Consider the following 24571-nt stretch of genomic DNA (forward strand, 5'->3'; position numbering starts at 1 on the left):
GCAAACCCGCCATAACCCCTGGTGACAAGGGCCATGGTGATTTCTTGGCCAAATGCACCGTGCGATGCCCGGGCTGTCGTGCCCTTCTCCAAAACACGGTCATGATCACGGGCCACCGCAGGATCGAGGTGAGAGGCTGAGGCTGTGACCAGCGATCCCGCGGTGCTGCGCCTCACCGTCCGGCAGCTCCTTGAGGTGCCGCGCTTCCGGCTGCGCCTGGTCGCCGGAGAGGACGGCCTGGACCGGCCGATCCGCTGGGCCCACTCCACCGAGCTGCTCGATCCCGGCCCCTACCTGCGCGGCAACGAGATCGTCCTGACGGTCGGCGCGTCACTGCGGGACGACGAGGCGTGCGTCACGTTCGCCGGGTCCGCCAAGGCCAGCCGCGCCAGCGCGATCGGCTACGGCGTCGGCGACGTGACGGCCGCCGCTCCGGAGGCCCTGTGCCGGGCCTGCGACCGCCTCGCCCTGCCGCTCGTGGAGGTCCCGCCCGAGGTTCCGTTCCTGAGCTTCACCGAGTGGTTCGCCGAACGGCTCGCGTCCACCCACGACGAGCGGCACGAGCGGGAGGAGATCGGGCGGCTGCTGCGCATGGTCCGGGAGGGGCTCGCGTCCGCGGAGGTGCTCCGCCCCCGGATCGACGAGGCCGGGCTCGATCACGAGTCGCTTCTCGCGATTGCGATGGACGCGATGGAGGGGGATCTTCCAGGTCTCCTCGGCGTGGACGGCGACACGGCCATCCTGGTCACCAACGACGAGCACGCGTGGTCGGAACCGGCGGGCGTCGGCAGCCCCGGCCCCCTGGAGTTCCTGCCGGTGTCGCTGACCGAGAGCATGGCCGCGCTGGACGCCGCGCGCCGCACCGGGGGCATCGTCCACGCCTCCGATCTGGCCACCTTCCAGGCGCTCCTCGGCCGCCTCACCCCGGACCAGCTGGCCCCGTTCGTCGACCAGATCGCCCGCCCGCTGAGCGAGTACGACGCCGCGCACGGAACCCGTCTCACCGAGACGCTCCGCATGTTCCTCGACATGGGGGGCGCGGTCGGAGCCACGTCCCGCGCCCTCTACCTGCATCCGAACACGCTCCGCCACCGGCTCGCCCGGATCGAGGCGCTCACGGGCCGCAACCCGCTCCGGTTCGACGACCGGGTGGCGCTGGCGATAGCGGTCTGGGTGGCGCGCTGAGCCGAATAATCGCCCGAATCGGCTGGATCGCCCGAATCGGCCGAATGTTGCGAAATAGCGGTAAATGTCGGATCGGCGTCACGTCCGCTTCGCGTATTCATTAGTGTCCCCGAACGGGAATGTCCCCAATGGGAATGCGGACAGGCCCGAATTCCGCGTTCTTCTGGCCGCCCCGGATCGGCGGGTCTAGGTTGGTCCGTGACGCCCGTGTAAAGGACGCGTGTAAGCGACGCGTGCGAGTGACAGAGCCGTACCGGTGAAAGGAGCGTCAGACCCGATGACGGATGCCCCCCACGGCCCGGAACAGGCGCCGGAGACGAAGATCAATACTGACGTTCCGCAGTCGGCCCGGATATGGAACTACTGGCTCGGCGGCACCGACAACTACGAGATCGACCGGGTGGCCGGCGACCAGTACTTCTCGCTGTATCCGGGGATAGTGCCGATCGCCCGCGCCGGCCGCTATTTCATGGACCGCGCGATCCGGTACCTCGCCGCCGAGCGCGGCATCCGCCAGTTCATGGACTGCGGGACCGGGCTGCCCACCCTCGACAACACCCACGAGATGGCCCAGCGCGCCGCCCCCGACGCGAAGGTCGTCTACGTCGACAACGACCCTCTCGTCCTCGCGCACGCCCGCGCCCTGCTGACCGGCAGCGGTGAGGGCCGCACCGCCTACATCGACTGCGACCTCCACGACCCGAAGACGATCATGACCAGGGCGTCGGAGCTGCTCGATCTGTCCCGGCCCGTCGGGTTGATGCTGATCGGCGTCATGGGCCACATCGTCGACCCGGACGAGGCGATCGGCGTCGTCCGCGGGCTGATGGAGCCGCTCGCGTCCGGCAGCTACCTCATCCTGCACGACTCCAACGACACCAACGAGGCGTTCAACGCGGCGCAGCGCGCCTACGACGAGACCGGCGCCATCCCGTTCCGGCTGCGCAGCCCGGAGTTCATCCGCGGCTACTTCGACGGCCTGGAGATCGAGGAGCCGGGGCTCGTGACCAGCGCGGCGTGGCGCCCGGAGGTCGGCGTCGAGGGCGAGGAGCTCCCGACCCTCTGCGCGGTGGCGCGCAAACCCTGACGCGGAGCCACCACGTCGCTCACCGTTCCGTGTCCGGCGCAATGCGTAAAGGTATAGTGAGGCGTTCGTCCGCGCCTGTCCCCCGATGAGGAGTCCCCTTGGCCTCCGTCACGATCACCGGTAGAAGACAGCCCACAGACGCCCAGGGGGACCCGCTCGTCCCCCGGATGCTCCTGGCCCGGCGGCTCCGCGCGCTGCGGGAGGCCGCCGGCATCAGCCGGAGGGACGCGGCGCGGGAAATCCGCGGATCCAGCTCCAAGATCGGGCGGATGGAGCTGGGCCGCTCGGGGTGCGGGCCCGCCGACGTCGCCGCCCTCCTCACCCTCTACGGCGCGGACGGCGACGAGCGCGCGACGCTCCTGGCCCTCGCCGAGCGGACCACCGCGCGTCCGTGGTGGTCCGCTGACGGCGACATCGTCCCGGCGTGGGTGCGGCCCTACCTGAGCGCCGAGCAGGCGGCCAGACTGGTCCGCACGTTCGAGGCCCAGTTCGTCCCCGGCCTGCTGCAGACCGAGGACTACGCGCGTGCCCTGATCCGCCGCGTCAGCCCCGAGCCGGAGGTCGAGCGGCGGGTCGAGTTCCGGATGGTGCGCCAGCGCGTCCTGCGCCGCCGCCCGCGTCCCCTCAACCTGTGGGTCGTGCTGGACGAGGCGGCACTGTGGCGTCCGATCGGCGACCCGGAGACGATGCGGGCCCAGATCCGGCACATCGTCGAGCTGTGCCGGCGGCCGAACGTCACCGTCCAGATCGCGCCGTTCGGGATCTGCGGGCGCGTCGCCGGCGACGGGCCGCTCACCCTCGTCCGGTTCCCTCAGCAGGGCCTGCCCGACATGGTCTACCTGGAGCGGGCCAACAGCGCCGTCTACCCGGTACGGCGGGCTGAGATCGAGCGGCACTGGCACGTCTTCAACACCCTGGTGACCGAGGCGGCCCCGCCCGAGCACACGCCGCGGATTCTCGCCGGGATCCTCGGCACGTACTGACTCTCCGCGTGCACGGAGTGTCCCGTTCCGTTCGACGATCACATATCCACGGCTGACCACTTCCGGCCTGTTCCCATAAATAACGCATATTCGGGAGAGGTGGCGCGGCGGTTCGGGGACGTAGGCCACAGGGGCTCGCGACGACGCCCATGTTTGCCGGTCGGCCACCCGGTTACCGGGCATCGTTGACGCCCCACGCCGCCGCCCTCGAAGGAACACCATGTCCGTCAGCGAGCGTCTGTGGAACGAGACCCGCCTGTGGAACGAGACCGAGGAACGCCGGTCCCGGAACGAGCTCCAGGCCCGGGAGAACTTCCCGGTCGCCACGCGGCTGCTCCCGGCGCGGCACCGCGCCCATCTGCTGAACGTGTACGGCTATGCCCGGCTCGTCGACGACATCGGCGACGAGGCGCCCCCCGGCGAGCGGGCCGCCCTGCTGAGCCTCGTCGAACGCGACCTCGACCGGATCTACGCGGGGGAGGCGCCGGAGCTTCCGGCGATGCGCAACCTGGCCGGGACGGTCGCCGCCCGTGCGATCCCGGCCGACCCGTTCCGCCGGCTGCTGCGGGCCAACCGCGAGGATCAGGCCGTCTCACGGTACGGCACGTTCGACGACCTGGTCGGCTACTGCGCGCTGTCCGCCGATCCGGTCGGGCACATCGTCCTGCACGTGTTCGGCGCCGCCACCCCGGACCGGCTCGCACTGTCCGACCGGGTGTGCACCGCGCTGCAGATCATCGAGCACTGCCAGGACGCCGGGGAGGACTACCGGAACGGGCGGATCTACCTGCCGGGCGATGACCTGCGCCGATTCGGATGCGAGGAGAGCGATCTGGGCGCCGCCGTGACCCCGACCCGGCTGCGGGGCGTGCTCGCCCTCCAGGCGGGACGGGCCGGGCGGATGCTGGCCGACGGCGCCGTGCTCACCGGGCGGCTCCGCGGTTTCGCGCGGGTCGCGGTGGCCGGATACGTCGCGGGCGGACTCGCGGCGCTGTCGGCGCTGGAACGCGGGGCCTACGACGTCCTGGGGGCACCGCCACGGCCGAGGAAGGCGCGGCTGCTGGCCGAGTGGTCGCGGACTCTGGGAAGGAGATGACGAGATGGCCGACGACCTGGCCGAATCCGCGCCGGCCGGTGCCTACCGGCACTGCGAGAACGTCGTCCGCACGCAGGCGCGCAACTTCTCGTACGGGATCCGCCTGCTTCCCGCGCCGAAGCGGCGGGCGCTGAGCGCCGTCTACGCCTTCGCCCGCCGGATCGACGACATCGGCGACGACCATCGGGCGCCGGCCGCGGACAGGCTCGCGAAGCTCGCGGACGAGCGCGCGCACCTCACCGACCCCGGCGCCCATCCGTCCGATCCGGTGCTGGTGGCGCTGGCGGACGCGGCACGCCGCCATCCGATCCCGCTGGACGCGTTCGGGGAGCTGATCGACGGCTGCGAGGCCGATGTCCGCGGCGGCGTCTTCGACACCTTCGACGACCTGCTCTGGTACTGCCGGTGCGTCGCCGGGACCGTCGGCCGCCTGTCGCTCGGCGTGTTCGGGACCTCCGCCCCCGGGACGGCCGTGCCGCGCGCCGACGCGCTCGGCGTCGCGCTGCAGCTGACGAACATCCTGCGCGACGTCCGGGAGGACGGGGAGAACGGCCGCGTCTACCTTCCCGCCAAGGACCTGGCCCGCTTCGGGTGCACGCTGCACCGGGACGAGGCGGGCCGGTGGACCGATCCGCCGGAACGGCTCGCGTCCCTCGTCCGGTTCGAGGCGTCCCGTGCGCAGGAGTGGTACGCCACCGGGCTCAGGCTGCTGCCCATGCTCGACCGCCGCAGCGCCGCCTGCACCGGTGCGATGGCGGGCATCTACCGGCGCCTGCTGAGGCGCATCACGGCCGACCCCGTCGCCGCGCTGGACGCGCGCACGTCCCTGCCCGCGTGGGAGAAGGCCGCCGTGTCCGCGAAGGCGCTGTCGGGAATCCACCGATGAGCGCCGCCGGGGGCCTCGACGCACCCGGAGCGGGCCATGTCGCCGTCGTCGGCGGCGGTCTCGCGGGGATCACCGCGGCGCTGGCCCTCCAGGAGGCGGGCCTGCGGACGACGATCTACGAGGCGCGTCCCCGGCTCGGCGGCGCCGCGCACTCCTTCGAACGCGAGTCGGCCGGGCGGCGCCTCACCGTCGACAACGGCCAGCACATCTTCCTGAAGTGCTGCTCGGCGTACCGGGGGCTGCTGGAGCGGCTGGACGCGCTGGACCGGGTCCGCGTCCAGGACCGCTTCGACGTCCGCGTCCTGACCCCCGGCGGGCCGGGCGGACGGCTCCGCCGCGCCAAGGCGCCCGGCCCGCTGCACTTCCTGCCCGCGCTCGCCGGCTACACGCTGCTGTCCCCGGCCGACCGGCTGCGCGCCGTCCGCGCGTCGCTGGCGCTGGACCGCCTCGACCCGGGCGACCCGTCCCTCGACGGGGTCGGCATGGGCGGCTGGCTCGCCCGCCACGGGCAGCGGCCCCGGGCCCGGGAGGCTCTCTGGGAGCTGTTCGTCACGGCGGCGCTCAACGCCGGCCTGGACGACGCCGCGCTCGGCCCCGCCGCGATGGTGTGCCAGACGGCGCTGCTCGGACGGTCCGACGCCGCCGACATCGGCGTCGCGTCCGTCCCGCTCGGCGACCTGCACGGGACGACCGCGGCGTGGAAGATCGAGCGGGGCGGCGGCCGGATCCGACTCGGGGCGAAGGTGTCGGCGATCGAGGCCGGGCCGAAGCTCGTGGTGAACGGCTCGCCGGCCGGCGCGGACGCCGTCGTCGTCGCGGTGCCCCACCGGGCGGCGGCCGCGCTCGTCCCCGCGGAGGCGTGCCCGGACCGGGACGGCTGGGCGGGCCTCGGCTCCAGCCCCATCGTCAACGTCCACGTCGTCTATGACCGGCCGGTCATGCGGGAGGCGTTCGCCGCGGCGGTCGGCTCACCCGTCCAGTGGGTGTTCGACCGGACCGGCGTCAGCGGCCTGGCCGGTGGGGACGGCCCGTCCGGCGGCCAGTACCTCGCGGTCTCGGTGTCGGCGGCCGACCGCTGGATCGACACCCCGGCCGCCGCACTGCGGGAGGTCTACCTGCCCGCACTGGAGCGGCTGTTCCCGGCGGCCCGCCGCGCCCGCGTCACCGACTTCTTCGTGACGCGGGAACGGCACGCCACGTTTCGTCAGAGCCCCGGCAGCGGCGCGCTGCGTCCCGCGTCCGCGACACGGCTGCCGTGGCTGTTCCTCGCCGGCGCGTGGACCGACACGGGCTGGCCCGACACGATGGAGGGAGCCGTGCGCAGCGGCCTCAGCGCGGCCCGCCTCGTCCGCCGGCACCTGAACGACCCGAGCACGAACCGGAGAACGTCCACGAGCACGGACGAGGTGAGCGGCCGACCTCCCGGGACCACTGCCCCCCCGCACGCACGCGAACGCGAGAAGGAGCGCGAATGACCACGACCGAAGTCCCCGGACTCACCGGCGCGGCCGCAGCCGCCGCCGCGGCGGCCCGCGACCACCTGCTCGGCCTCCAGTCGCCGGAGGGCTGGTGGAAGGCGGAGCTGGAGACCAACGTGACCATGGACGCGGAGGACCTGCTGCTCCGCCGGTTCCTCGGCGTCGGCTCCGACGGCGACACCCGGGAGGCGGCACGCTGGATCCGGTCGCGGCAGAGTCCCGGCGGGACGTGGGCGAACTTCTACGGCGGCCCGCCCGACCTGTCCACGACGATCGAGGCGTACGTCGCGCTGCGGCTGGCCGGAGACCCCGTGGACGCCGGGCACATGCGGCGCGCCGCCGCGCACGTGCGGGAGGCGGGCGGCATCGAGGGAAGCCGCGTGTTCACCCGGATCTGGCTGGCGCTGTTCGGGCAGTGGTCGTGGGACGACCTGCCCGTCATGCCGCCCGAGCTGATGTTCCTGCCGAGCCGGGTGCCGCTGAACGTCTACGACTGGGCCTGCTGGGCGCGGCAGACGATCGTCCCGCTGACGGTTCTGGGGTCACTGCGTCCCGTCCGGGCCCTGCCGTTCGACCTGCCGGAGCTGCGCAGCGGTGTGCGCCCCGCGCACGAGGCGAAGGGCTGGGGGCGGGTGTTCGACACGCTCGACCGCGTCCTGCACGTGTACGAGAAGCGGCCGGTGCGCCCGCTGCGGACCGCCGCGCTCCGCCGTGCCGCCGACTGGATCATCGCCCGCCAGGAGGCCGACGGCTGCTGGGGCGGCATCCAGCCGCCGTGGGTGTACTCGCTGATGGCCCTGCACGAACTCGGCTACGGCCTCGACCACCCGGTCATGAAGCGCGGCCTCGCCGGGCTCGACCGGTTCACGATCCGGGACGAGAAGGGCCGGCGGATGGAGGCGTGCCAGTCGCCGGTATGGGACACCGTCCTGGCCATGAACGCCCTCGGCGACGCCGGCCTGCCCGGCGGCGACCCCGCGATGGTGCGGGCCGCCGCCTGGGTCGTCGGCGAGGAGGTCAGGGGGCCGGGGGACTGGTCGGTGCGGCGGCCCGGCGTCCCGCCGGGCGGCTGGGCCTTCGAGTTCGACAACGACTGCTACCCCGACACCGACGACACGGCCGAGGCGATCCTCGCTCTCCGCAGGGCCGACGTCCCGGACGCGGCGGCGCCGATCGAACGCGCCGTCCGCTGGCTGACCGGCATGGCCTCCCGCGACGGCGGCTTCGCCGCCTTCGATGCCGACAACACCCGCGAGCTGTGCACCAAGCTGCCGTTCTGCGATTTCGGCGCGGTCATCGACCCGCCGTCCGCGGACGTCACCGCACACGTCGTCGAAGCGCTCTCCGGGGAGGGCCTCGCGGAGACGGCCGTCGTGAAACGGGCCGTGGTGTGGCTGCTGAAGGCCCAGGAGGCGGACGGTTCGTGGTTCGGGCGCTGGGGAGCCAACCACGTCTACGGGACGGGAAGCGCGGTGCCGGCGCTGATCGCCGCCGGCGTCCGCCCGGACAAGCCCGCGATCCGACGCGCCGTGGCCTGGCTGGAACGGCACCAGAACGACGACGGCGGCTGGGGCGAGGACCTGCGCTCCTACGACGACCCGTCCTGGATCGGCCGGGGGGCGTCCACGGCGTCCCAGACGGCGTGGGCGCTGCTGGCGCTGCTCGCCGCGGGTGAACGCACCGCGGCCGTGGACGGCGGCGTCCGGTGGCTCGTCGACCATCAGCGCCCGGACGGGAACTGGGACGAGGAGCACTTCACCGGCACCGGTTTCCCCGGCGACTTCTACATCAACTACCACCTCTACCGGCTGGTGTTCCCGATCAGCGCCCTGGGCCGCTATGTGGAGGCCACGGAATCCATCTCGCCAAAGGAGGTCGGGACACCATGAGCATGCCGCTACGCCAGAGCGCTCGCATCGGGACCTACATTCTCCGCAACAAGCTGCGCGGCAAAAAGAAGTTCCCTTTGATCGTGGAACTGGAACCGCTGTTCGCCTGCAACCTGTCCTGCGCCGGCTGCGGCAAGATCCAGCATCCCGCCGATGTGCTGAAGAGGCGCATGCCCGTCGAGCAGGCCGTCGCCGCGATCGAGGAATGCGGCGCGCCCATGGTGTCCATCGCGGGCGGCGAACCGCTCATGCACCCACAGATCGACGAGATCGTCGGTGAACTCGTCAGGCGCAGGAAGTTCGTCTTCCTGTGCACGAACGCGCTGCTCATCCCCAAGAAGCTCGACAAGTTCACGCCGTCGCCCTACTTCGCGTGGGCGGTGCACATCGACGGGCTCCAGGAACGCCACGACGAGTCCGTCTGCAAGGAGGGCGTCTTCGACGACGCGGTCGCGGCCGTCCGCGAATGCCAGCGCCGCGGCTTCCGCGTCACGACGAACACGACGTTCTTCAACACCGATACCCCGCAGACCGTCATCGAGGTCCTCAACTACCTCAACGACGACCTCAAGGTCGACGAGATGATGATCTCTCCGGGCTACGCCTACGACAAGGCACCCGACCAGGAGCACTTCCTCGGCGTCCAGGAAACCCGGGAACTGTTCGCCAAGGCCTTCTCAGGAGGGAACCGGAAACGGTGGCGGCTCAACCACTCGCCCCTTTTCCTGGACTTCCTGGAAGGCAAGATCGATTTTCCCTGCACGGCCTGGGCGATCCCGTCGTACTCCCTGTTCGGGTGGCAGCGTCCCTGCTACCTGATGTCGGACGGCTACGCCCAGACCTACCGGGAACTCCTCGACGAGACCGACTGGGAGTCCTACGGCCGGGGCCGCGACCCCCGCTGCGCCAACTGCATGGCCCACTGCGGCTACGAGCCCACGGCCGTCTTCAGCACGGTGAGTTCGCTGAAGGAATCGTTGAGGGCCGTCCGCTCCACTTAGGAACGCCGTTCGCCCGGAGAGAACTCGCCCGCATCACCCGCGAGAACCTCGAAGGGGGCTGGGCCTCGCACCCCGGCCTCACCCGCTGACGGTCACGGCCAGCCCGCACCCGGAACATCGACCTCGGTCGCGAGCACCCGGCCGCTTCCCGGCGCCACCGGGTTCTCCTCGGTCATGCCGCGCCACTCGGCGGCCACGACGAACAACGTCGTGCCCTGCGGGCCGCCCAGCGCGCAGGCGAACCCGCCGCGGTCCAGCTCGACCACGTCCAGGACGGTGCCGCCTTCCGCGACGCGCACACACCGCTGATGGGGCACGTCGGCGTACCAGACGGCGCCCTCCGCGTCGAGGCAGATGCCGTCCGGGGCGCCCTCGCCCAGGTCGGCCCAGACGCGCCGGTTCGACAACCCCCCGTCGGCGCCGACGTCGAAGGCCACCAGGGCGCTCCGGTAGGAGTCCGCGACGATCAACGTGGAGTTGTCCGGCGTGACGGCCATCCCGTTGGGGAAGCCGATGTCGCCGGCCACCTCCCGCACGGACCCGTCGGCGGCCGCCAGGAAGACGAAACCCGGCTTGACCTCGTCCCCCGCCATCGCGTCGAACCCGATCCGGTTGACGTAGGCGTTGCCGCGGCCGTCCACCACGATGTCGTTCCACCCCGGCTCGCCCAGCTCCGCGTGCACGGCCAGGGCCCCGCCGGGCTCCCGCCGCAGCAGCCGCCCGTCGGCGGACGAGACGATCACCATCCGCCCGTCCGGAAGCCAGGCGGTGCACAGCGGCAGCGACTCCACCCGCGCGACCACCTCGCTGCCGCCGTCCAGGCCCACGGCGACGACCTCGCCCGCGGACCAGTCCGAGAAGTACAACCGGTCCCCGTGCCAGCGCGGCGACTCCACCAGCCCCCGCCCGCCGACCAGCGTCCGGACCTCACCCATCGTGATCACACTCCCTTTTTCGACGTCTCACCCCCTACACGAACGCCCCGCCCCCAAATCGACACCCACCCGGCTCGTGTCCGCGATCGGGCGGTCCCGACCGGGGTAAGGCCTGGGTAAGACCGGTGTGGGCGCGGTGTGAACCTGCGGTGAGGCGCCACCCGGAGGATGCGGGGGATCCACCGACACGGGGAGGAAGAATGGCGACCGAGGAAATCACCGAGCGATTGATGGCGGACGCGGTGACCACCATCGAGATGCTCAACGTCGCGCTGGGCGTCCGCCTGGGGCTGTACCAGGCGCTGGCAGAGGGCCCTGCCGACGCCCGCGCCCTGGCCAAGGCCACCGGCGTCCACCCGCGCTACGCGCGCGAATGGCTCGAACAGCAGGGCGTGAGCGGCATGCTCACCGTGGCTGCCGACGACCATGATCCGTACGGACGCGCCTTCGCGCTGCCCGCGGACGCCGGCGAGGCGCTGCTGGAAGCCGACAGCCCGTTCTTCGTGGGGACGCTGCCCGGGATGGTGGCGTCCATCGCCGAGGTGCTGCCGGAGGTGGCGGGGGCGTTCGAGTCCGGCGGCGGCATCCCGTACGCCGCCTACGGGGCGGGGACCAGGCACGGCATCGGCGGGCTCAACCGGCCCATGTTCCGCGCGGGCCTGGCGGACTGGGTCGCGGCGATGCCGGACATCGCGGCGCGGCTGTCCGGCGGCCCGGGAAAGGTTCTCGACCTGGGCTGCGGCACCGGCTGGTCGGCCATCACGCTCGCCGAGACGTTCCCGTCCGCCAGCGTGCACGGCATCGACCTCGACGAGGCATCGGTCGCGGAGGCGTCGGGGAACGCCGCCGGGCGCGGGCTGGACGGCCGGGTGACGTTCGCGCTCGGGGACGCCGCCGACCCCGGAGCCGGCGGACGCTACGACATGGTGTGCGTGTTCGAGGCGCTGCACGACATGGCCGATCCGGTGGCGGTGCTGCGGGCGGCGCGGGACAGGCTCGCCCCCGGCGGAGCGGTCCTGATCGGCGACGAGAAGGTGGCCGAGCACTTCACCGCCCCGGGCGACCTGGTGGAACGGCTGAACTACGCGGTCAGCGTCCTGCACTGCCTGCCCGTCACACGGGCCGAGGGCACCGCCGTGGAGGCCGGCACCGTGCTGCGGCCCCACGTCGTGCGCGGGTATGCCGAGGAGGCGGGCTACGGAAGCTGCACCGAGCTGCCCATCGACCACGACCTGTGGCGCTTCTACCGGCTCGACCCCGCCTGACCCGCGCCGGGACGCGTTAGGGCGAGCAGTCGCCCGCGAGGACGCCGGAGCGGATCCGCGCGGGTAAGATCCGTACCTTCGGATGCTCGACGTACCCGGCCTTCGAGATCGTCGAGTCCCACCGGGTGGCCGAGCAGCGAGGGCTGATGCGGTTCCGCACCGAACAGCCGCCCTACAACCTGCTCGCCCGCGGCGCCGAACGCGACGTCCTCCCGGTTGCGGAGCGGGAGAGCATGGGCGTGCTGACCTGGAGTCCGCTCGCGTTCGGGTTCCTCACCGGCCACCACCGCAAGAACGGGCCCGTCCGAGCACAGGGGCGGACTGCGATCCGCCCCGAGTGGTTCGACCGCGCCGACCCGGTGACCGCCCGCACGGAAGACCAGCGGCCGATGAATCGACCAGCATCGACGGCTCGCCGTGTTTCATCGAGCTGGGCACTGCCCTGCCTGCGGTTTTCGTCGCCCTCATTGAGAGGTACGGCGCCTTCGAGGTAGGAGGCATGGCAAGGGACGATCACGGAGCGCGAAGTTACATGGCATTCCTTGGCGTGTCTGATCCACGCAGGGTGCTGGGGGCTATCTCCACCGCACTTGACCGAAGGACCCGGCCAGCGCCTGCCGGCCGAACCGGCCGCGACCACTCATCCCCTCAAATCGCCGCCGTGCTCGGCATGTACGAGCGTGTACGTAAGCGGTTTGGTGACGGCCGTGACCCGGCCATCGCCGGTGTCGCGAGGGCCGGTCCGCGTAAGGCACGCCCGTCCAGGCTGCCCGGCTGTCCGCGGCGCGAGAGGCGATGGCGGGTTTGGTCCTGTCGGTGGCGTATTCGGTCCCTGTGTCGGGAGTTGTGTCGGTTCTAGCTTGAGATCACCGGTGCTCACCGGTTCCCGATCCCCCGCTTGAAAGGACCTGACCATGTCCCGACTTCCCCTGATCCAGCCGGAGACCGCGGGCGCCCAGGCCGCCGAGCTGCTGGCCGGTGTGCAGAAGGCGCTGGGCGTCACCCCGAACATGACCAAGGCGATGGCCAACAGCCCCGCGGTGCTGAAGTCCTACCTGGAGTTCTCCGGCGCGCTGTCGGGCGGCGTGCTGCCGGCCGCGGTGCGCGAGCGGATCGCGCTGCTGGTCGCCCAGCAGAACGGCTGCGACTACTGCCTTTCCGCGCACACCTACATCGGCACCAAGCTGGCCGGGCTGAGCCAGGACGAGGCCGAAGCGGCCCGCGGCGGCCGCGCCGGCGACCCCAAGGCCGAGGCCGTGCTGGCCTTCGCCGCCACCGTGCTGCGCACCCGCGGCGGCATCGAGGACACCGACGTCAAGCAGGCCCGCCAGGCGGGACTGTCCGACGAAGAGATCGCCGAAGTCGTGGGCCACGTCGCGCTCAACGTCTTCACCAACTACTTCAACAAGGCCGCCGGCACCGACATCGACTGGCCGGTCGTCCGCCACTGACCGCCCCCCGGCACCGGCCGCACCCGCCGTCCCGGCGACCGGGCGGCGTGGTCGGGGCCGGCGGCGATGACGGTGACCGGACGCCCGGTGCACGGACTCCAAGGAAGATGCACGACCAGCAGGTCGCGTTGAACGAGAGGCAGGCGTTGTGGACGAGTTCGATGTCGTGGTGGTGGGGGCCGGATCGACGGGGGAGAACCTGGCGGAACGGGCGCACGCCGGTGGGCTGAGCGTCGCGGTCGTGGAGGCCGATCTGGTCGGCGGGGAATGCTCGTACTGGGCGTGCATGCCCAGCAAGGCGCTGCTGCGCCCGGCCGCCGCGCTGGCGGACGCGCGGCGTCTGCCCGGCGCCCGCGAGGCGGTCTCCGGACGGCTGGACGCGGCGGCGGTCCTCAGGAGCCGGGACGGGTTCGCCGCGCACTGGAAGGACGACGGCCAGGCCGGCTGGGTGGAGAGCGCGGGACTGGTCCTGGTACGCGGGTACGGCCGGCTGGACGGACCCAAGCGCGTCGTGGTGCGCACTCCCGAGGGCGGGCAGCGGGTGCTGACCGCCCGGCACGCCGTCGCGGTGTGCACGGGCACCCGTGCGGCACTGCCCGATCTGCCGGGACTGGCCGAGGCCCGTCCCTGGACGAGCCGTGAGGCGACCGCGTCCCCGCGGGTGCCGCCGCGGCTGGCCGTGGTCGGCGGCGGCGTGGTGGCGTGTGAGATGGCCACGGCCTGGCGGGCGCTCGGCAGCGAAGTGGTGCATCTGGTGCGCGGATCACGGCTGCTGCCCCGGATGGAGCCGTTCGCCGGGGAACTGGTGGCCGAGAGCCTGCGGGCGTCGGGGGTGGACGTGCGGTTCGGCGCGTCGGTCACCGCGGTGCGCCGCGTCGGATCGCTGACGCTCACGCTGGAGGGCGGCGAGACGGTGACCGCCGATGAGGTGCTGTTCGCCACCGGCCGGGTGCCGGCCACCTCCGACCTCGGGCTCGACACGGTCGGCCTGGAACCGGGCCGGCCGGTCGAGGTGGACTCCACCGGCCTGGCGGCCGGTGTCCCGGACGGGTGGCTGTACGCGGCCGGGGACGTCAACGGTCGTGCGCTGCTCACCCATCAGGGCAAGTACCAGGGACGCGTCTTCGGCGAGGTGATCGCCGACCGCGCCGCCGGCCGTCCGCTGGACACCGCCGACTGGGGGCGCAGCGTGGCCACCGCGGACGAGCGGGCCGTACCGCAGGTCGTCTTCACCGACCCCGAAGCCGTGTCCGTCGGCCTCACCCTGGAGGAGGCGGCCCGCGACGGGCGCCGGGTACGGGCGGTCGACTACGACCTCGGCGGTCTGGCCGGTGCCGCCCTGCACGCCGACGGCTACCGGGGCCGCGCCCGGGCCGTGGTGGACCTGGACCGCGAGACGCTCCTCGGCGCCACCTTCGTCGGGGCGGGCGTCGCCGAACTGCTCCACTCGGCCACGATCGCCATCACCGCCGAGGTCCCCATCTCCCGGCTGTGGCACGCCGTCCCGTCGTTCCCCACCCTCAGCGAGGTCTGGCTCCGGCTCCTGGAGACCTACCGCGGCTGAACACCGGACCCGTCCGCGTCGACACCCGACGCGGACGGGCGACGACGCCCACCCCGATACACCGATCACCCGGCCGTCAGCCGAAATGGGAGAGATTCCGGATGAGCACGCATGACCGGCATGTTCCACCGCCGTCCGCGACGGGTTCCGAACACGGCGCCCACCATCATGAGCGTGCAGGTCACGAGCACCACGGAACCGGCGGCGGCGTGAGCTGGGGCATGGCGGCTCAGGCCACCCTGCATTGCCTGACCGGGTGTGCGATCGGTGAGGTGCTCGGCATGGTGATCGGTACGGCGCTCGGCTGGCCGAACCTGCCCACCATCGTCCTGGCGGTCTTCCTGGCGTTCGTCTTCGGGTACGCGTTGACCATGCGCGGCGTCCTCAAGGCGGGCCTGCCCTTGGGCGCGGCGTTCAGGGTCGCCCTGGCGGCCGACACGATATCGATCGCGGTCATGGAGGTGCTGGACAACGGGGTCATGCTCGCCGTCCCCGGGGCCATGCACACCGGCCTGGCAAGCCCGCTGTTCTGGGGCGCGCTGGCCTTCGCGCTCCTCGTGGCGTTCCTGCTCACGACCCCGGTCAACCGCTGGATGATGTCCCGTGGCAAGGGACACGCGGTCGTGCACCAGCACCACCACTGAGTTCGTCCGGCATCGAATCGGACAGCTCGACATCTGACGCCACTGGACCTGACAGCACCGGCGCGGCCGGCAGCCGGACCTCGATCGGCCTCGGAGGTTCGGTGACCCGGTGTTGACAGATGGTGTGTCAGCCGGACGGTCCCCACGACATCACCGTCGCGGGAAGCCGCCCGGCGTCGAAGGCATGGCGGGGGAGTGAGCGTCCGACCTGCGACAGCACACTTTGGAGAGTCTCATGCTGGAACTCCGAAGGGCCGGGAGCGCCCTGCTGGACAGCGTCGTTCCCATCAGGACCGTCCGCGGGATCCCTCGCGACCGGCGCATCGGGTTGCCGGACGAGCGCGCCCTGCACCGCGTCCTGGCGTCGGGGCGGGAGGGCTACTGGGCAATGGTGACCGTCCACGTGGGGGAACTCGCGACGCTCGACGGCGAGCGGGCCACGATGGTGCTGCGATTCCTCGCCGACCGTCTCGACAAGATCCTCAACGACGAGGTGTCGACTTATCAGACCACCGGCGGATTCGCCATTCTCGTCGGGCCGGGCGACGAACTGTACAAGACGCGGCACGGCACCCGCCTGCTGCTGACGGCCGTCACCCGCAAGCTCACCGAACCCGTCCCCCCGCGCAGCGGCATCTCGCCGCCGTCCCTCTCGTTCGATGCGGTCACCGACGAGTTGCCGCAGCTGCGCCTCGGCCTTGCGCCTCAGCCTCGCCGGGCCCGGCGAGGCTGAGGGGGCGCCGGCGCGGGGCGGGCGTCATCGATTCGCGGCACCCGCCGGCCGGGCGGTCGGCCGTTCCCGGCACACCCCGGTCCGGCCGGGGGTGGCGGTCAGGCCCGGAAGGCCGGTGGTCGCGGCGCGCAGACCCGCGACCGCCACGGTTCCGAGGTCGCCCAGAGCGATGTCGTAGGCGATCTCCCGCATGGCGCCGGCTCCGAGAGCCGAGTGGATCATCCCGGTGACGGCCTCGTTGAGCACCCGGGCGTAGGTCTCGAACCGCACCGAACCCGTGACCGCTGGATTCCACTCCAGCGGGTCGCGCTCTCTCAGGCGGACACGCAATCGGGGCGACACCACGGGCAGCCGATGACACCCGGCGCCATCGAACTGCTCGTGGCCGCCGGGGCCGACGTGAACACACGGCTCGACGACCCGCCTGCGCTGTGGGAAGCGCCCACCGCGCATACCCCGCTGGGCATCGCCCGAGAGCTGAACAGCTACTTCGGCCACGTGGTGGCGGTCATCCGGCGCCCTGTTCGAAAAGGGACGTGATGGTCGGGCGGCCGTGGTCGACCAGATGCCTGCCACGCGATCACGTGCTCGATTCTCATGTCGGGATCGATGACGACGAGGTCTGCGTCGGCTCAGCGTCGGCTCCGATGCCGATGTGTCCCTTTCGCGATTCCAATCCGGCGGCTCGGGCGGGATTGGTGGTCACGAACGACAGTAGTGAGCCCATTTCATCCCTGTGGCGGCAGTCCGCTGGTCACAGCATGATCGCGATGCGTCGGTTGGGAGCCTGACACAGAGAGACCCCTGGTAGACGGGTTGATCACCACAATCACGTCGCCTGAACCAGACCGTCATGCTGCTGTCGGCCCGCTCACCCAAGCTCGCGAAGGCGCTGCGGAAGGCGAGCAGGGACGGGCTGACCCATCTGGTGCTGGACGGGACGCTCATCCACACCGACCGGGTCCGGGCCGACCGCCCCTACTACTCCGGAAAACACGCCAAGAACGACACTGGTTCGAACGGATGGATGCGGCGCTACGCCGCTAACCTAGGGCCCGGTTCCGCACCGGGGCACTTTTCTGGGGGTGACCTGGGCAGATGGCCTCAACCGCGTTCCGCGTATGTTCCGGGAACCGTGACAATCGGCGGCTTCCGCTGGCACATGGCTGCATACGCAACAAACCCCGGTGCCTGGCGAAGCGCCTGGTCAACCGGGGTTTTCCGAGATCATCTGAGGTGCCCCCTGCAGGGCACGCAGAACATGGGAACAAGCTCGACCAGGCTTCTTATCGTGGAAGAGCGGTTCTCCCTACCTGGTAAGCCGCGGGGGAGGGGGAACGGCAGTGACTGAGGGTTGGAGCGATCGGGCGATCCGGTGGACGACGACCATCAGCGTCATCGTGCTGGCCGGGATCGCGGCAGTGCTGTCGTACAAACACATGTACATGCTGGTCCGCCAGTACGGCGAGACCTCTTGGACAGCGGCACTCCTGCCGGTGTCGGTGGACGGGATGATCGCGGTCTCTTCCATGACTTTGCTGGCTGACTCCCGACAGGGGCGGCGCAGTGGCCTTCTTCCGTGGGCACTGCTGGTGACCGGAAGCGCCGCCAGCCTGGCCGCCAACGTGGCCGTGGCCGAGCCCTCGATGGTGGGAAGGCTGATCGCGGCTTGGCCATCGGCGGCATTGATCGGGTCCTACGAGCTGTTGATGCGCCAGGTCCGTCACGGTGCTGGACCGGACGCCGAGTCCGGCACCGCAGCCTCAGACAACGTTCACGCTGGCTCCGAGGCAACTCACAGGTTGGCTGGGAGATCTCACAAAGCGCCACGCGTCGCTACGGCATCCTCGACTGCCTCTATGACGGATCACATAGGCCCAGGTGAGAACTCAGAGGAAGTTCGTAGGGTGCGCGCTTTCGAACTCATACGTTCTTCAGAGGGGCTTCATCCCGTTGATGCGGGCGACAGCGCACAGGCAAGGCAGTCGACGCAACGCACCCGCGATAGGGAAAATCTTGATCTTCAACAGCGCGCGTGGCTTTGGGCAATGGCCAATCGGACGACGGAAGGAGACCTTCCGCCTGGGAAGGTGATCGCACGTCAGTTTTCGCGAAGCGAACGTTGGGGGCGCTTGGTCAAGCAGGCAGGTCTTGCCGGGCGGCTCGGCGCTACTAAAGGGTCGGGGGCCTCGACGTTGTCGCCGAGACCCCCGCAGGTCGGTGCTGGCCGCCCCTGACGGGCGGTGCAGCGAGGTAACCGGCGCCGAGACCAGTGGTCGGCGGTGAAACCGATGACCACGGAGGCGGCGCTACTGAAGCTGAGGACGAGCGCGTCGGTCAGCGGGGTCGCCGCCAGTAGCAGCAGCCCGAAGGTCGCGGCATAGTTCACGACACCGATGTCGATGCTGAACTTGATCAGTTCGCGGAGCCCCAGCAACGGAGGCCGCGCGCCGGCGCCGCGTCCGCTGATCGCGCCGAAGACTGCGCAGACCACGACGGCTTTGAGGAACGTGCCTGCATGATCCGCGCCGGTGAGGTGAAGCCACCAGGACGTGGGTACGCCGACCAGGCAGGCTGCGTAGATACCGCCGATGATGGCGCCGCGGACCTTGGCGGGTTCGATCTTTATCACGGGTCTCTCCTTTGTGAATTCCGCCCGAATCCTTGTACGGGTCGTTGTGGTACACCGTCCGGACCGTCGGCCGTGGTGCAAGGCGGCCCCATCACGAGTCGGACCCGGGTAGGGGCAGCGCTGCTTGGGCCGTGGCATGCCCCGCGCTCGGCCGCCCGGAGCGTGCGGTGGGGGTGAACACCGGTCACTGTCTCGTGAGGGGACTGAAGCCTGCACAACAGGCGGATTGTGTCCGGGGCCGGAGTCGAACCAATTTCCCACCATTGTTCTACCACTCGGCTACGTCCCTCTCGATTTTTCCGCCCTGGTCGAAGAGCCGGAGGGCTGAGCGGTCATGGCGGGAGCGCAAAGACTTCCCCTGCAGATCAGGTGATCCGGTCAGCCTCCACGGTCAGTGTCATCGTGCTGGCCGGTATCGCTGCGGTGATCTCCTATAAGCACATGTATCAGCTTGTGCTGCAGTACGGGGAGACCTCCTGGACGGCGGCGCTGCTGCCGGTCAGTGTGGACGGGATGATCGTGGTGGCCTCGATGTCGCTGCTGGTCGATTCGCGGCAGGGCCGCCGCAGTGGGCTGTTGCCGTGGACGCTGGTGGTGCTGGGCAGCGCCGCGAGCCTGGCGGCCAACGTCGCTGTCGCCGAGCCTTCTGTGGTCGGGCGGCTGATTGCCGCCTGGCCGAGTTGCGCTCTGATCGGAGCGTATGAGCTCTTGATGCGCCAGGTCCGGAACGGTTCGCACAGGAACGGTTCGCAGCGGAAGGTCCTGGCCGCCTCATACGAGTCCCCACGGCAAGCGGAAGAGAAGTTGGATGCCTCATATGGGACTCATATGGGCCCTCATACGAACCTGACGAAGGAAGAGGTTGCTTCATACGAAGCTCATACGGACCAATCGAATCCGCCGGATGACTTCTACGACGCTCAGACGAGCAGCGCTGCGAACCTCACACGGAACGCAGACGAGGTCGCAGCGGGTGAGGATTCCGGAGAAGCGACACGGGCTCATCCGCGACACGGCCGGCCGGTCTCGGGGCTGCAACGCCAGGCATGGCAGTGGGCGCTGGCCAACCGCACAGCGGCGGGTGACCTTCCCTCGGGAAAGACGATCGCGGAGCGTTTCGGGCGCCGCGAAGGTTGGGGACGCCTGGTCAAACAGGCCGGAGCAACCGGCCGCCTCGATCCTGTAGGAAACCCATAGGCACATCGAGCCGACCGGTGTCACCTCGGCGCCACCCGCCCCGGCGGCCGCGAAGGACTCATCGCCGACGAACCCATCGGCCGCCTCGGCACCCCCGAGGAGATCGCCTCCGGAGTGCTGTGGCTGTGCTCCCAAGACGCCGCGTTCACCACCGACACCGCCCTGGTCGTCGACGGCCGCCAGACCAGCTGACCCACCTGACCCGGGCAAGCCGACCGGATCGGACCGCCGACACTGCAGCGGCTGCTGGCGGCGGTGGCCGACTGCGCCGGCTGGCTGAAGGCCAACACCCGCGACCCCGACGTCGCCCGCCTGACCGCCCTGCTGGATCAACCCCATCCGGCGCCCACCGACCCGGCCGAACTGGACGAACTAATGGCCACAGTGCTGTGGACCAGCCACGGCCCACAACAGAGTTGAGAAATCCCTCCCAACCTCCACCCGGGACAACGCTCGCCCCCCGCCCACTTTGGCATACCGGTATGAAACGGACCCGAACGGCGGTATTCCTTGCGCGCCTTGCTAAGGCCGCTGATCAGCTACTCCGGCCGGCTGCTCGTGGACGGCGCCAGGTCACGGCCTCACGAATGCCCCAGCTGTCCGAGCCCAGTCGGCACTGGCGAAGACTCCAGTCGACACTGGCCAAGCGCAGGCCATCATCTGACCGAACCTGCGATCTGCCCGCGACCCCCGACGAGGTCTTCGACGCCTACAGTCCCCCGATTCGCACCGATGCACGTCTCCCGGCTCCTGCTCCAAACCTTGCGGCGCCTACGCCTGCGTTCGACATAATTCGGGGGTCCTGGAGCACTCCACCGCCTGAACCTGCAGGTCAGCGGGTCGAGGGCTGGACTAAGCGCCAGAATCGCCTAGAGACGCGATTTCAAGGATTAGCATGCGGCGACCAGGGGCGCGGCTCTATCGTCTGGAGTCGTGTACGTGAAGACGACCAAGCGGGAGAACAAGTCCGGGACGGTCCGTTACCTGCACCTGGCCCACAACCAGTGGGACCCGGCCAAGGGCCGGGCCGTGCCGAAGGTGCTGTTCACCTTCGGCCGCGAGGACGAACTGGACCGCGACGCGGTCAAGCGGCTGATCGCGTCTCTATCGAGGCTGCTGGAACCGGGCCAGACCCCGGCCGCGACGGCGGCCTCGGACCTGGAGTTCAGCGCATCGGTCCCGTTCGGCGGCGCCTACGTCCTGGACCACCTGTGGCGGCGGCTGCGCATCGACCGGATCGTCACCGGAGCCGGCCGGCCCAAGCGCGGTCGGCGCCGCGACATGACCACCACCGAGCGGGTGCTGTTCGCCCTGGTCGCCAACCGGGCCCTGGCCCCGTCCTCCAAGCTGGCCGCCGCCGAGTGGATCACCCGCGACGTGCACATCGAGGGCCTGGCCGAGATCGGCGAGCAGGCCTGCTACCGGGCGATGGACTGGCTGCACCGGGTGCGCGACGAGGTGGAGAAGCAGGTGTTCGACGAGGTCGCCACCCTGCTCAACCTCGAGGTCGACCTGCTGTTCTTTGACACCACCAGCACCTACTTCGAGCTGGAGGACGCCGACGAGCCCGTCGAGCGGGACGAACGCGGCCAGGTCCTGGCCGCGGGCGGTCGACCGGCCGCCGGCGGCGACCCGGTGGGGTTCCGCACGCACGGCAAGTCCAAGGACTCGCGCGACGACCTGCCGCAGATCGTGATCGGCATGGCCGTCACCCGCGACGGGATCCCGGTCCGGGTCTGGTGCTGGCCCGGCAACGCCTCCGACCAGGTCGTCATCCGGCAGGTCAAAGACGACATGCGGGACTGGACCCTGTCCAAGATCGTGTGGGTGACCGACCGCGGGTTCTCCTCGTCGCGCAACCGGCGCTACCTGCGCAGCGGCGACCACTCCTACATCATCGGCGAGAAGCTGCGCTCCGGATCGGCCGAGATCAAGGCCGCCCTGTCGAGACAGGGCCGCTACACCGAGATCGCCGGGAACATGCGGGTCAAGGAGGTGCGCATCAGCGACACCGAGCGGTTCGTCATCTGCCACACCCCCGAGGCCGCCGAGCGCGACAAGCACATGCGCGAGCAGCTCCTGGCCCAGCTGGCCGAGGTGATCGAGGGGTCGGACGCCCTCAGCGAGTTCAAGCGGGGCGAACTGCGCGGGAAGATCACCGCCAAGCCCGGGCTGAACCGGTATCTGCGCACCACCCCGGCCGGCAAGCTCCGCATCGACGCCGCCAAGGTCAAGGCCGAGGCCAACCTGGACGGCAAGTACCTGCTGCGCTGCTCGGACCCGCACCTGAGCGCCGAGGACATCGCCCTGGGCTACAAGCAGCTCCTCGAGGTCGAGCGGGGCTGGCGCGACATGAAGCAGGTCATCGATCTGCGGCCGGTCTATCACCGGCTCGAAGAACGCATCCGCGCCCATGTCGTCCTCTGCTGGCTCGCTCTGCTGCTCATCCGGATCACCGAGACCACCACCGGCGCCACCTGGCCGAACATCCGCCGCGAGCTCGACCGGGTCCACCTGGGCACCTTCACCGGCCCCACCGGGGTGTTCCGCCGGACCACCACCCTGACCAAGCCCCAGGCCGATCTGCTGTCCGCGCTCGACATCCCCGCCCCCAAGCAGGTCATCGACCTCAACCCGACACCCCGCTGACCAGCACGAACACCACCGCCTAGAGAAACGCCCTCCAGGCGGCCACAAGCATGTCACCCCAGGTCAGGACCCAGATTCGCGACTCCAGCCCGCTGAATTACGTCGAACGCAGGCTACGCACGGGCACCAAGGGAGCATGGCGGGCACCGCTAGGGCAGCTGGCCCGACCAAGAGATAGGGGAACCAGAACGCACGGCAACAACGCCCACCGGGGCGGGCCGGGCACTGGCATCGCCCCCGACCCCCTTCTAGCACCGCGGTACCCATCGCCCCTTCGCTCATAACGCCTCACGCCGCCTATCGGCCACTGCAGCGTCAGGGCGCTAGCTTGGAGGACCGCGACCAGGCTCCGAGCACGGCAGCGTTGCGTAGCGTTCTGTTCCGCGATGTCGATATGTTCCGATCGCGGGTTATCGAGCAGTGGCGCCGGGGGCGCGCTGTGGGCGCGGTCGACTGGCAGTGTTGCGGCGGCCGGGGCGCCAGCTGGCGACGAGGGCGGCGGCGAGCAGGAGTTCGGCGATGTCGCCGCCGTAGTACATGATCTCCGCGCCGCCGCGGACCTGGGCGATAGGTGCGTGTACGTCGGTGAAGAACCCGCCATACATCAGCTGGGCGATGGCGGCGTGCAAGGCGATGGCCGCGCCGAGGACGAGCAGCCGTGCTTTGACACCGGGACGCGATGGTGCGGGGTCGGGTCCGGCGATGACCCAGGCGAACAGGCATCCGGAGAGCACGAAGTGCGCGTGCAGCAGCCAGTGCAGGGCTGGCCGGGTGGTCGTGGCGTCGTACAGCGGGGTGAAGTACAGCACGGCCAGGCTGCCGGTGCTCAGCGTCAGTGCGGTGATCGGGTGGGCTAGCACTGCCATCGGCCTGCTGCGCAGCACGCCGGTCAGGTTCCGGGCCCGCTGGGTCGGCAGTGCGCGCAGTAGCACGGTGATCGGGGCGCCCAGGACGAGGGCCAGCGGTGCGTACATTCCCAGAAGCATGTGCTGGAGCATGTGGCCGCAGAAGTCGTGGTGTGCGAATGGCGCGATCGGCGGTAGCAGCGCCGCCGCCAGCAGGGTGCATCCGGTCAGGAACATCGCCGTGCGCCACCGGTCCCTGGGCCGGGCCGCCCGGTCGGTTCCGCGGTGTGCCAGCAGCAGGTAGACGACCGCGAGAGCGACCACGCCGGTCACCGCGAGTACGGTGTCCCACCCCCCGCCGTTGTGTGCGGGCATCGGGTGAGCGGGTGGCGGGTGATCGTGCATCACACGCTCTGTGGGCGGGTGGCGGTGTCAGGGGGGTCGGGGTCGAACGGCGTCCCGGTGCGCTGCACCAGCCATCCGACGGCCACCAGGACCGCGCCCAGCAGGAGGAAGCCGATGTCCCACCAGATCTGGTGGGGGCCGCCATGCACGTGGTGGATGCCAAGGATGTGGTGGTCGATGATGCCTTCGACGAGGTTGAACAGGCCCCAGCCGGCCAGTACCCATCCCCACAGGACCTGGGAGGTCCAGACTCGGCGGCGCCGGTGGGTCACCCGCGAGTACAGGATGGCCAGGCCGGTCAGCACCGCCAGCCAGCACACCACGTGGAACAGCCCGTCCCATACCGTGTTCATCTCCAGTCCGGAGACGGTGTGGGGGTTGTAGTACTTCACGCCGATGTTGTCGGTGTTGGTGCTGGTGAGCATGTGATGCCACTGCAGGAGTTGATGCAGCAGGATTCCGTCGACGAAGCCGCCGAGACCGACCCCTAGCACGATCCCCGGCAACTGGAGACTGGCCGGTCCGGCGTTGGTGCCGGTGCGGTCGGTAGTGGCGGCCATGATCTCTCCCTTTCCAAGCGCACGTGCGGCGGAGCCAAGATCAGCCCCGGCAACAGGTGCCGCTACCCGGCACCGAGCCGAGTAAT

24 protein-coding genes and 2 pseudogenes are annotated in these 24571 nt (G+C 70.5%); 21 read left to right on the top strand and 5 right to left on the bottom strand.

Annotated features, from left to right (window positions below):
- The first annotated feature begins 144 nt into the window (after positions 1 to 144).
- The 8 genes from ACGFK0_RS34085 (at position 145) to hpnH (ending at position 9605) form a co-directional block, all read left to right on the top strand.
- Entirely contained in the window at positions 145 to 1185 is a 1041-nt protein-coding gene (locus ACGFK0_RS34085; protein WP_392912544.1) for a PucR family transcriptional regulator, read from the top strand.
- A 277-nt stretch (positions 1186 to 1462) separates the two neighbouring features.
- Entirely contained in the window at positions 1463 to 2272 is an 810-nt protein-coding gene (locus ACGFK0_RS34090) for an SAM-dependent methyltransferase (RefSeq protein WP_392912546.1), read from the top strand.
- 98 nt (positions 2273 to 2370) lie between these two features.
- Entirely contained in the window at positions 2371 to 3255 is an 885-nt protein-coding gene (locus ACGFK0_RS34095; RefSeq protein WP_392912548.1) for a helix-turn-helix domain-containing protein, read from the top strand.
- Between the two features lie 220 nt (positions 3256 to 3475).
- Complete coding sequence (hpnC, locus tag ACGFK0_RS34100; protein ID WP_392912550.1) at positions 3476 to 4351, top strand: squalene synthase HpnC; 876 nt, start codon at positions 3476 to 3478, stop codon at positions 4349 to 4351.
- A gap of 4 nt (positions 4352 to 4355) precedes the next feature.
- Positions 4356 to 5237: a presqualene diphosphate synthase HpnD gene (gene hpnD / locus ACGFK0_RS34105; RefSeq protein ID WP_392912552.1), complete on the top strand. Its 882-nt coding sequence runs from the start codon at positions 4356 to 4358 to the stop codon at positions 5235 to 5237.
- Complete coding sequence (gene hpnE, locus ACGFK0_RS34110) at positions 5234 to 6712, top strand: hydroxysqualene dehydroxylase HpnE (protein WP_392912554.1); 1479 nt, start codon at positions 5234 to 5236, stop codon at positions 6710 to 6712. Before hpnD ends, hpnE begins: the two co-directional genes overlap by 4 nt.
- The gene (shc, locus tag ACGFK0_RS34115) at positions 6709 to 8604 is read left to right on the top strand and encodes a squalene--hopene cyclase (protein WP_392912556.1); all 1896 of its coding nucleotides are present in this window, start codon (positions 6709 to 6711) and stop codon (positions 8602 to 8604) included. Before hpnE ends, shc begins: the two co-directional genes overlap by 4 nt.
- On the top strand, positions 8601 to 9605 hold the full coding sequence (gene hpnH / locus ACGFK0_RS34120) for an adenosyl-hopene transferase HpnH (protein WP_392912559.1): 1005 nt from the start codon (positions 8601 to 8603) through the stop codon (positions 9603 to 9605). Before shc ends, hpnH begins: the two co-directional genes overlap by 4 nt.
- A 92-nt stretch (positions 9606 to 9697) precedes the next feature.
- Here hpnH and ACGFK0_RS34125 read toward each other — a convergent pair whose 3' ends face one another.
- Positions 9698 to 10540, bottom strand: coding sequence for an SMP-30/gluconolactonase/LRE family protein (locus ACGFK0_RS34125; RefSeq protein WP_392912561.1), 843 nt, complete (start codon positions 10538 to 10540; stop codon positions 9698 to 9700).
- A gap of 200 nt (positions 10541 to 10740) precedes the next feature.
- On the opposite strand from ACGFK0_RS34125, the gene ACGFK0_RS34130 reads away from it, so the two are divergent.
- From ACGFK0_RS34130 to ACGFK0_RS34155, 6 genes are all read left to right on the top strand, one after another.
- A complete protein-coding gene (locus tag ACGFK0_RS34130; RefSeq protein ID WP_392912563.1) occupies positions 10741 to 11805 on the top strand; it encodes a class I SAM-dependent methyltransferase in 1065 nt (354 codons plus the stop codon).
- 53 nt (positions 11806 to 11858) lie between these two features.
- Complete coding sequence (locus ACGFK0_RS34135; RefSeq protein WP_392912653.1) at positions 11859 to 12299, top strand: aldo/keto reductase; 441 nt, start codon at positions 11859 to 11861, stop codon at positions 12297 to 12299.
- Positions 12300 to 12719: 420 nt separating this feature from the next.
- Entirely contained in the window at positions 12720 to 13256 is a 537-nt protein-coding gene (locus ACGFK0_RS34140; RefSeq protein ID WP_392903609.1) for a carboxymuconolactone decarboxylase family protein, read from the top strand.
- 148 nt (positions 13257 to 13404) lie between these two features.
- Positions 13405 to 14820, top strand: a complete 1416-nt coding sequence (locus tag ACGFK0_RS34145; RefSeq protein WP_392912565.1) for a dihydrolipoyl dehydrogenase family protein — start codon at positions 13405 to 13407, stop codon at positions 14818 to 14820.
- Positions 14821 to 14921: 101 nt separating this feature from the next.
- The gene (locus tag ACGFK0_RS34150) at positions 14922 to 15464 is read left to right on the top strand and encodes a DUF4396 domain-containing protein (RefSeq protein WP_392912567.1); all 543 of its coding nucleotides are present in this window, start codon (positions 14922 to 14924) and stop codon (positions 15462 to 15464) included.
- Positions 15465 to 15699: 235 nt separating this feature from the next.
- Positions 15700 to 16197 (top strand): hypothetical protein, encoded by a 498-nt coding sequence (locus ACGFK0_RS34155; protein WP_392912570.1) that lies wholly within the window; start codon positions 15700 to 15702, stop codon positions 16195 to 16197.
- A gap of 24 nt (positions 16198 to 16221) precedes the next feature.
- Here ACGFK0_RS34155 and ACGFK0_RS34160 read toward each other — a convergent pair whose 3' ends face one another.
- Complete coding sequence (locus ACGFK0_RS34160) at positions 16222 to 16527, bottom strand: hypothetical protein (protein ID WP_392912572.1); 306 nt, start codon at positions 16525 to 16527, stop codon at positions 16222 to 16224.
- 24 nt (positions 16528 to 16551) lie between these two features.
- Here ACGFK0_RS34160 and ACGFK0_RS34165 point away from each other — a divergent pair, with 24 nt between their 5' ends.
- The 3 genes and pseudogenes from ACGFK0_RS34165 to ACGFK0_RS34175 form a co-directional block, all read left to right on the top strand.
- On the top strand, positions 16552 to 16737 hold the full coding sequence (locus ACGFK0_RS34165; protein WP_392912574.1) for a hypothetical protein: 186 nt from the start codon (positions 16552 to 16554) through the stop codon (positions 16735 to 16737).
- 292 nt (positions 16738 to 17029) lie between these two features.
- Positions 17030 to 17194: pseudogene (locus ACGFK0_RS34170) on the top strand (IS5/IS1182 family transposase); the annotation flags it as partial.
- A gap of 346 nt (positions 17195 to 17540) precedes the next feature.
- Positions 17541 to 17912: pseudogene (locus ACGFK0_RS34175) on the top strand (DUF2637 domain-containing protein); the annotation flags it as partial.
- A gap of 386 nt (positions 17913 to 18298) precedes the next feature.
- On the opposite strand, the gene ACGFK0_RS34180 reads toward ACGFK0_RS34175, so the two are convergent.
- Positions 18299 to 18829, bottom strand: coding sequence for a hypothetical protein (locus tag ACGFK0_RS34180; protein ID WP_392912659.1), 531 nt, complete (start codon positions 18827 to 18829; stop codon positions 18299 to 18301).
- 369 nt (positions 18830 to 19198) lie between these two features.
- Here ACGFK0_RS34180 and ACGFK0_RS34185 point away from each other — a divergent pair, with 369 nt between their 5' ends.
- The 4 genes from ACGFK0_RS34185 to ACGFK0_RS34200 all read left to right on the top strand — a co-directional run bounded on the left by ACGFK0_RS34185 (position 19199) and on the right by ACGFK0_RS34200 (position 22675).
- Entirely contained in the window at positions 19199 to 20026 is an 828-nt protein-coding gene (locus ACGFK0_RS34185) for a DUF2637 domain-containing protein (protein WP_392912576.1), read from the top strand.
- Between the two features lie 60 nt (positions 20027 to 20086).
- On the top strand, positions 20087 to 20218 hold the full coding sequence (locus ACGFK0_RS34190) for an SDR family oxidoreductase (protein WP_392912655.1): 132 nt from the start codon (positions 20087 to 20089) through the stop codon (positions 20216 to 20218).
- Positions 20219 to 20281: 63 nt separating this feature from the next.
- Complete coding sequence (locus tag ACGFK0_RS34195; RefSeq protein WP_392912578.1) at positions 20282 to 20446, top strand: hypothetical protein; 165 nt, start codon at positions 20282 to 20284, stop codon at positions 20444 to 20446.
- Between the two features lie 513 nt (positions 20447 to 20959).
- Complete coding sequence (locus tag ACGFK0_RS34200) at positions 20960 to 22675, top strand: IS1634 family transposase (RefSeq protein WP_392912580.1); 1716 nt, start codon at positions 20960 to 20962, stop codon at positions 22673 to 22675.
- Between the two features lie 410 nt (positions 22676 to 23085).
- Here the strand turns inward: ACGFK0_RS34200 and ACGFK0_RS34205 are convergent, their stop codons facing one another.
- On the bottom strand, positions 23086 to 23853 hold the full coding sequence (locus tag ACGFK0_RS34205; RefSeq protein ID WP_392912583.1) for a cytochrome c oxidase assembly protein: 768 nt from the start codon (positions 23851 to 23853) through the stop codon (positions 23086 to 23088).
- 71 nt (positions 23854 to 23924) lie between these two features.
- Positions 23925 to 24485, bottom strand: coding sequence for a DUF2243 domain-containing protein (locus tag ACGFK0_RS34210; protein ID WP_392912585.1), 561 nt, complete (start codon positions 24483 to 24485; stop codon positions 23925 to 23927).
- Positions 24486 to 24571: the final 86 nt, after the last annotated feature.

Origin of the sequence: Spirillospora sp. NPDC048823 (assembly GCF_043198445.1) — a bacterium.
Taxonomy (GTDB): domain Bacteria; phylum Actinomycetota; class Actinomycetes; order Streptosporangiales; family Streptosporangiaceae; genus Spirillospora.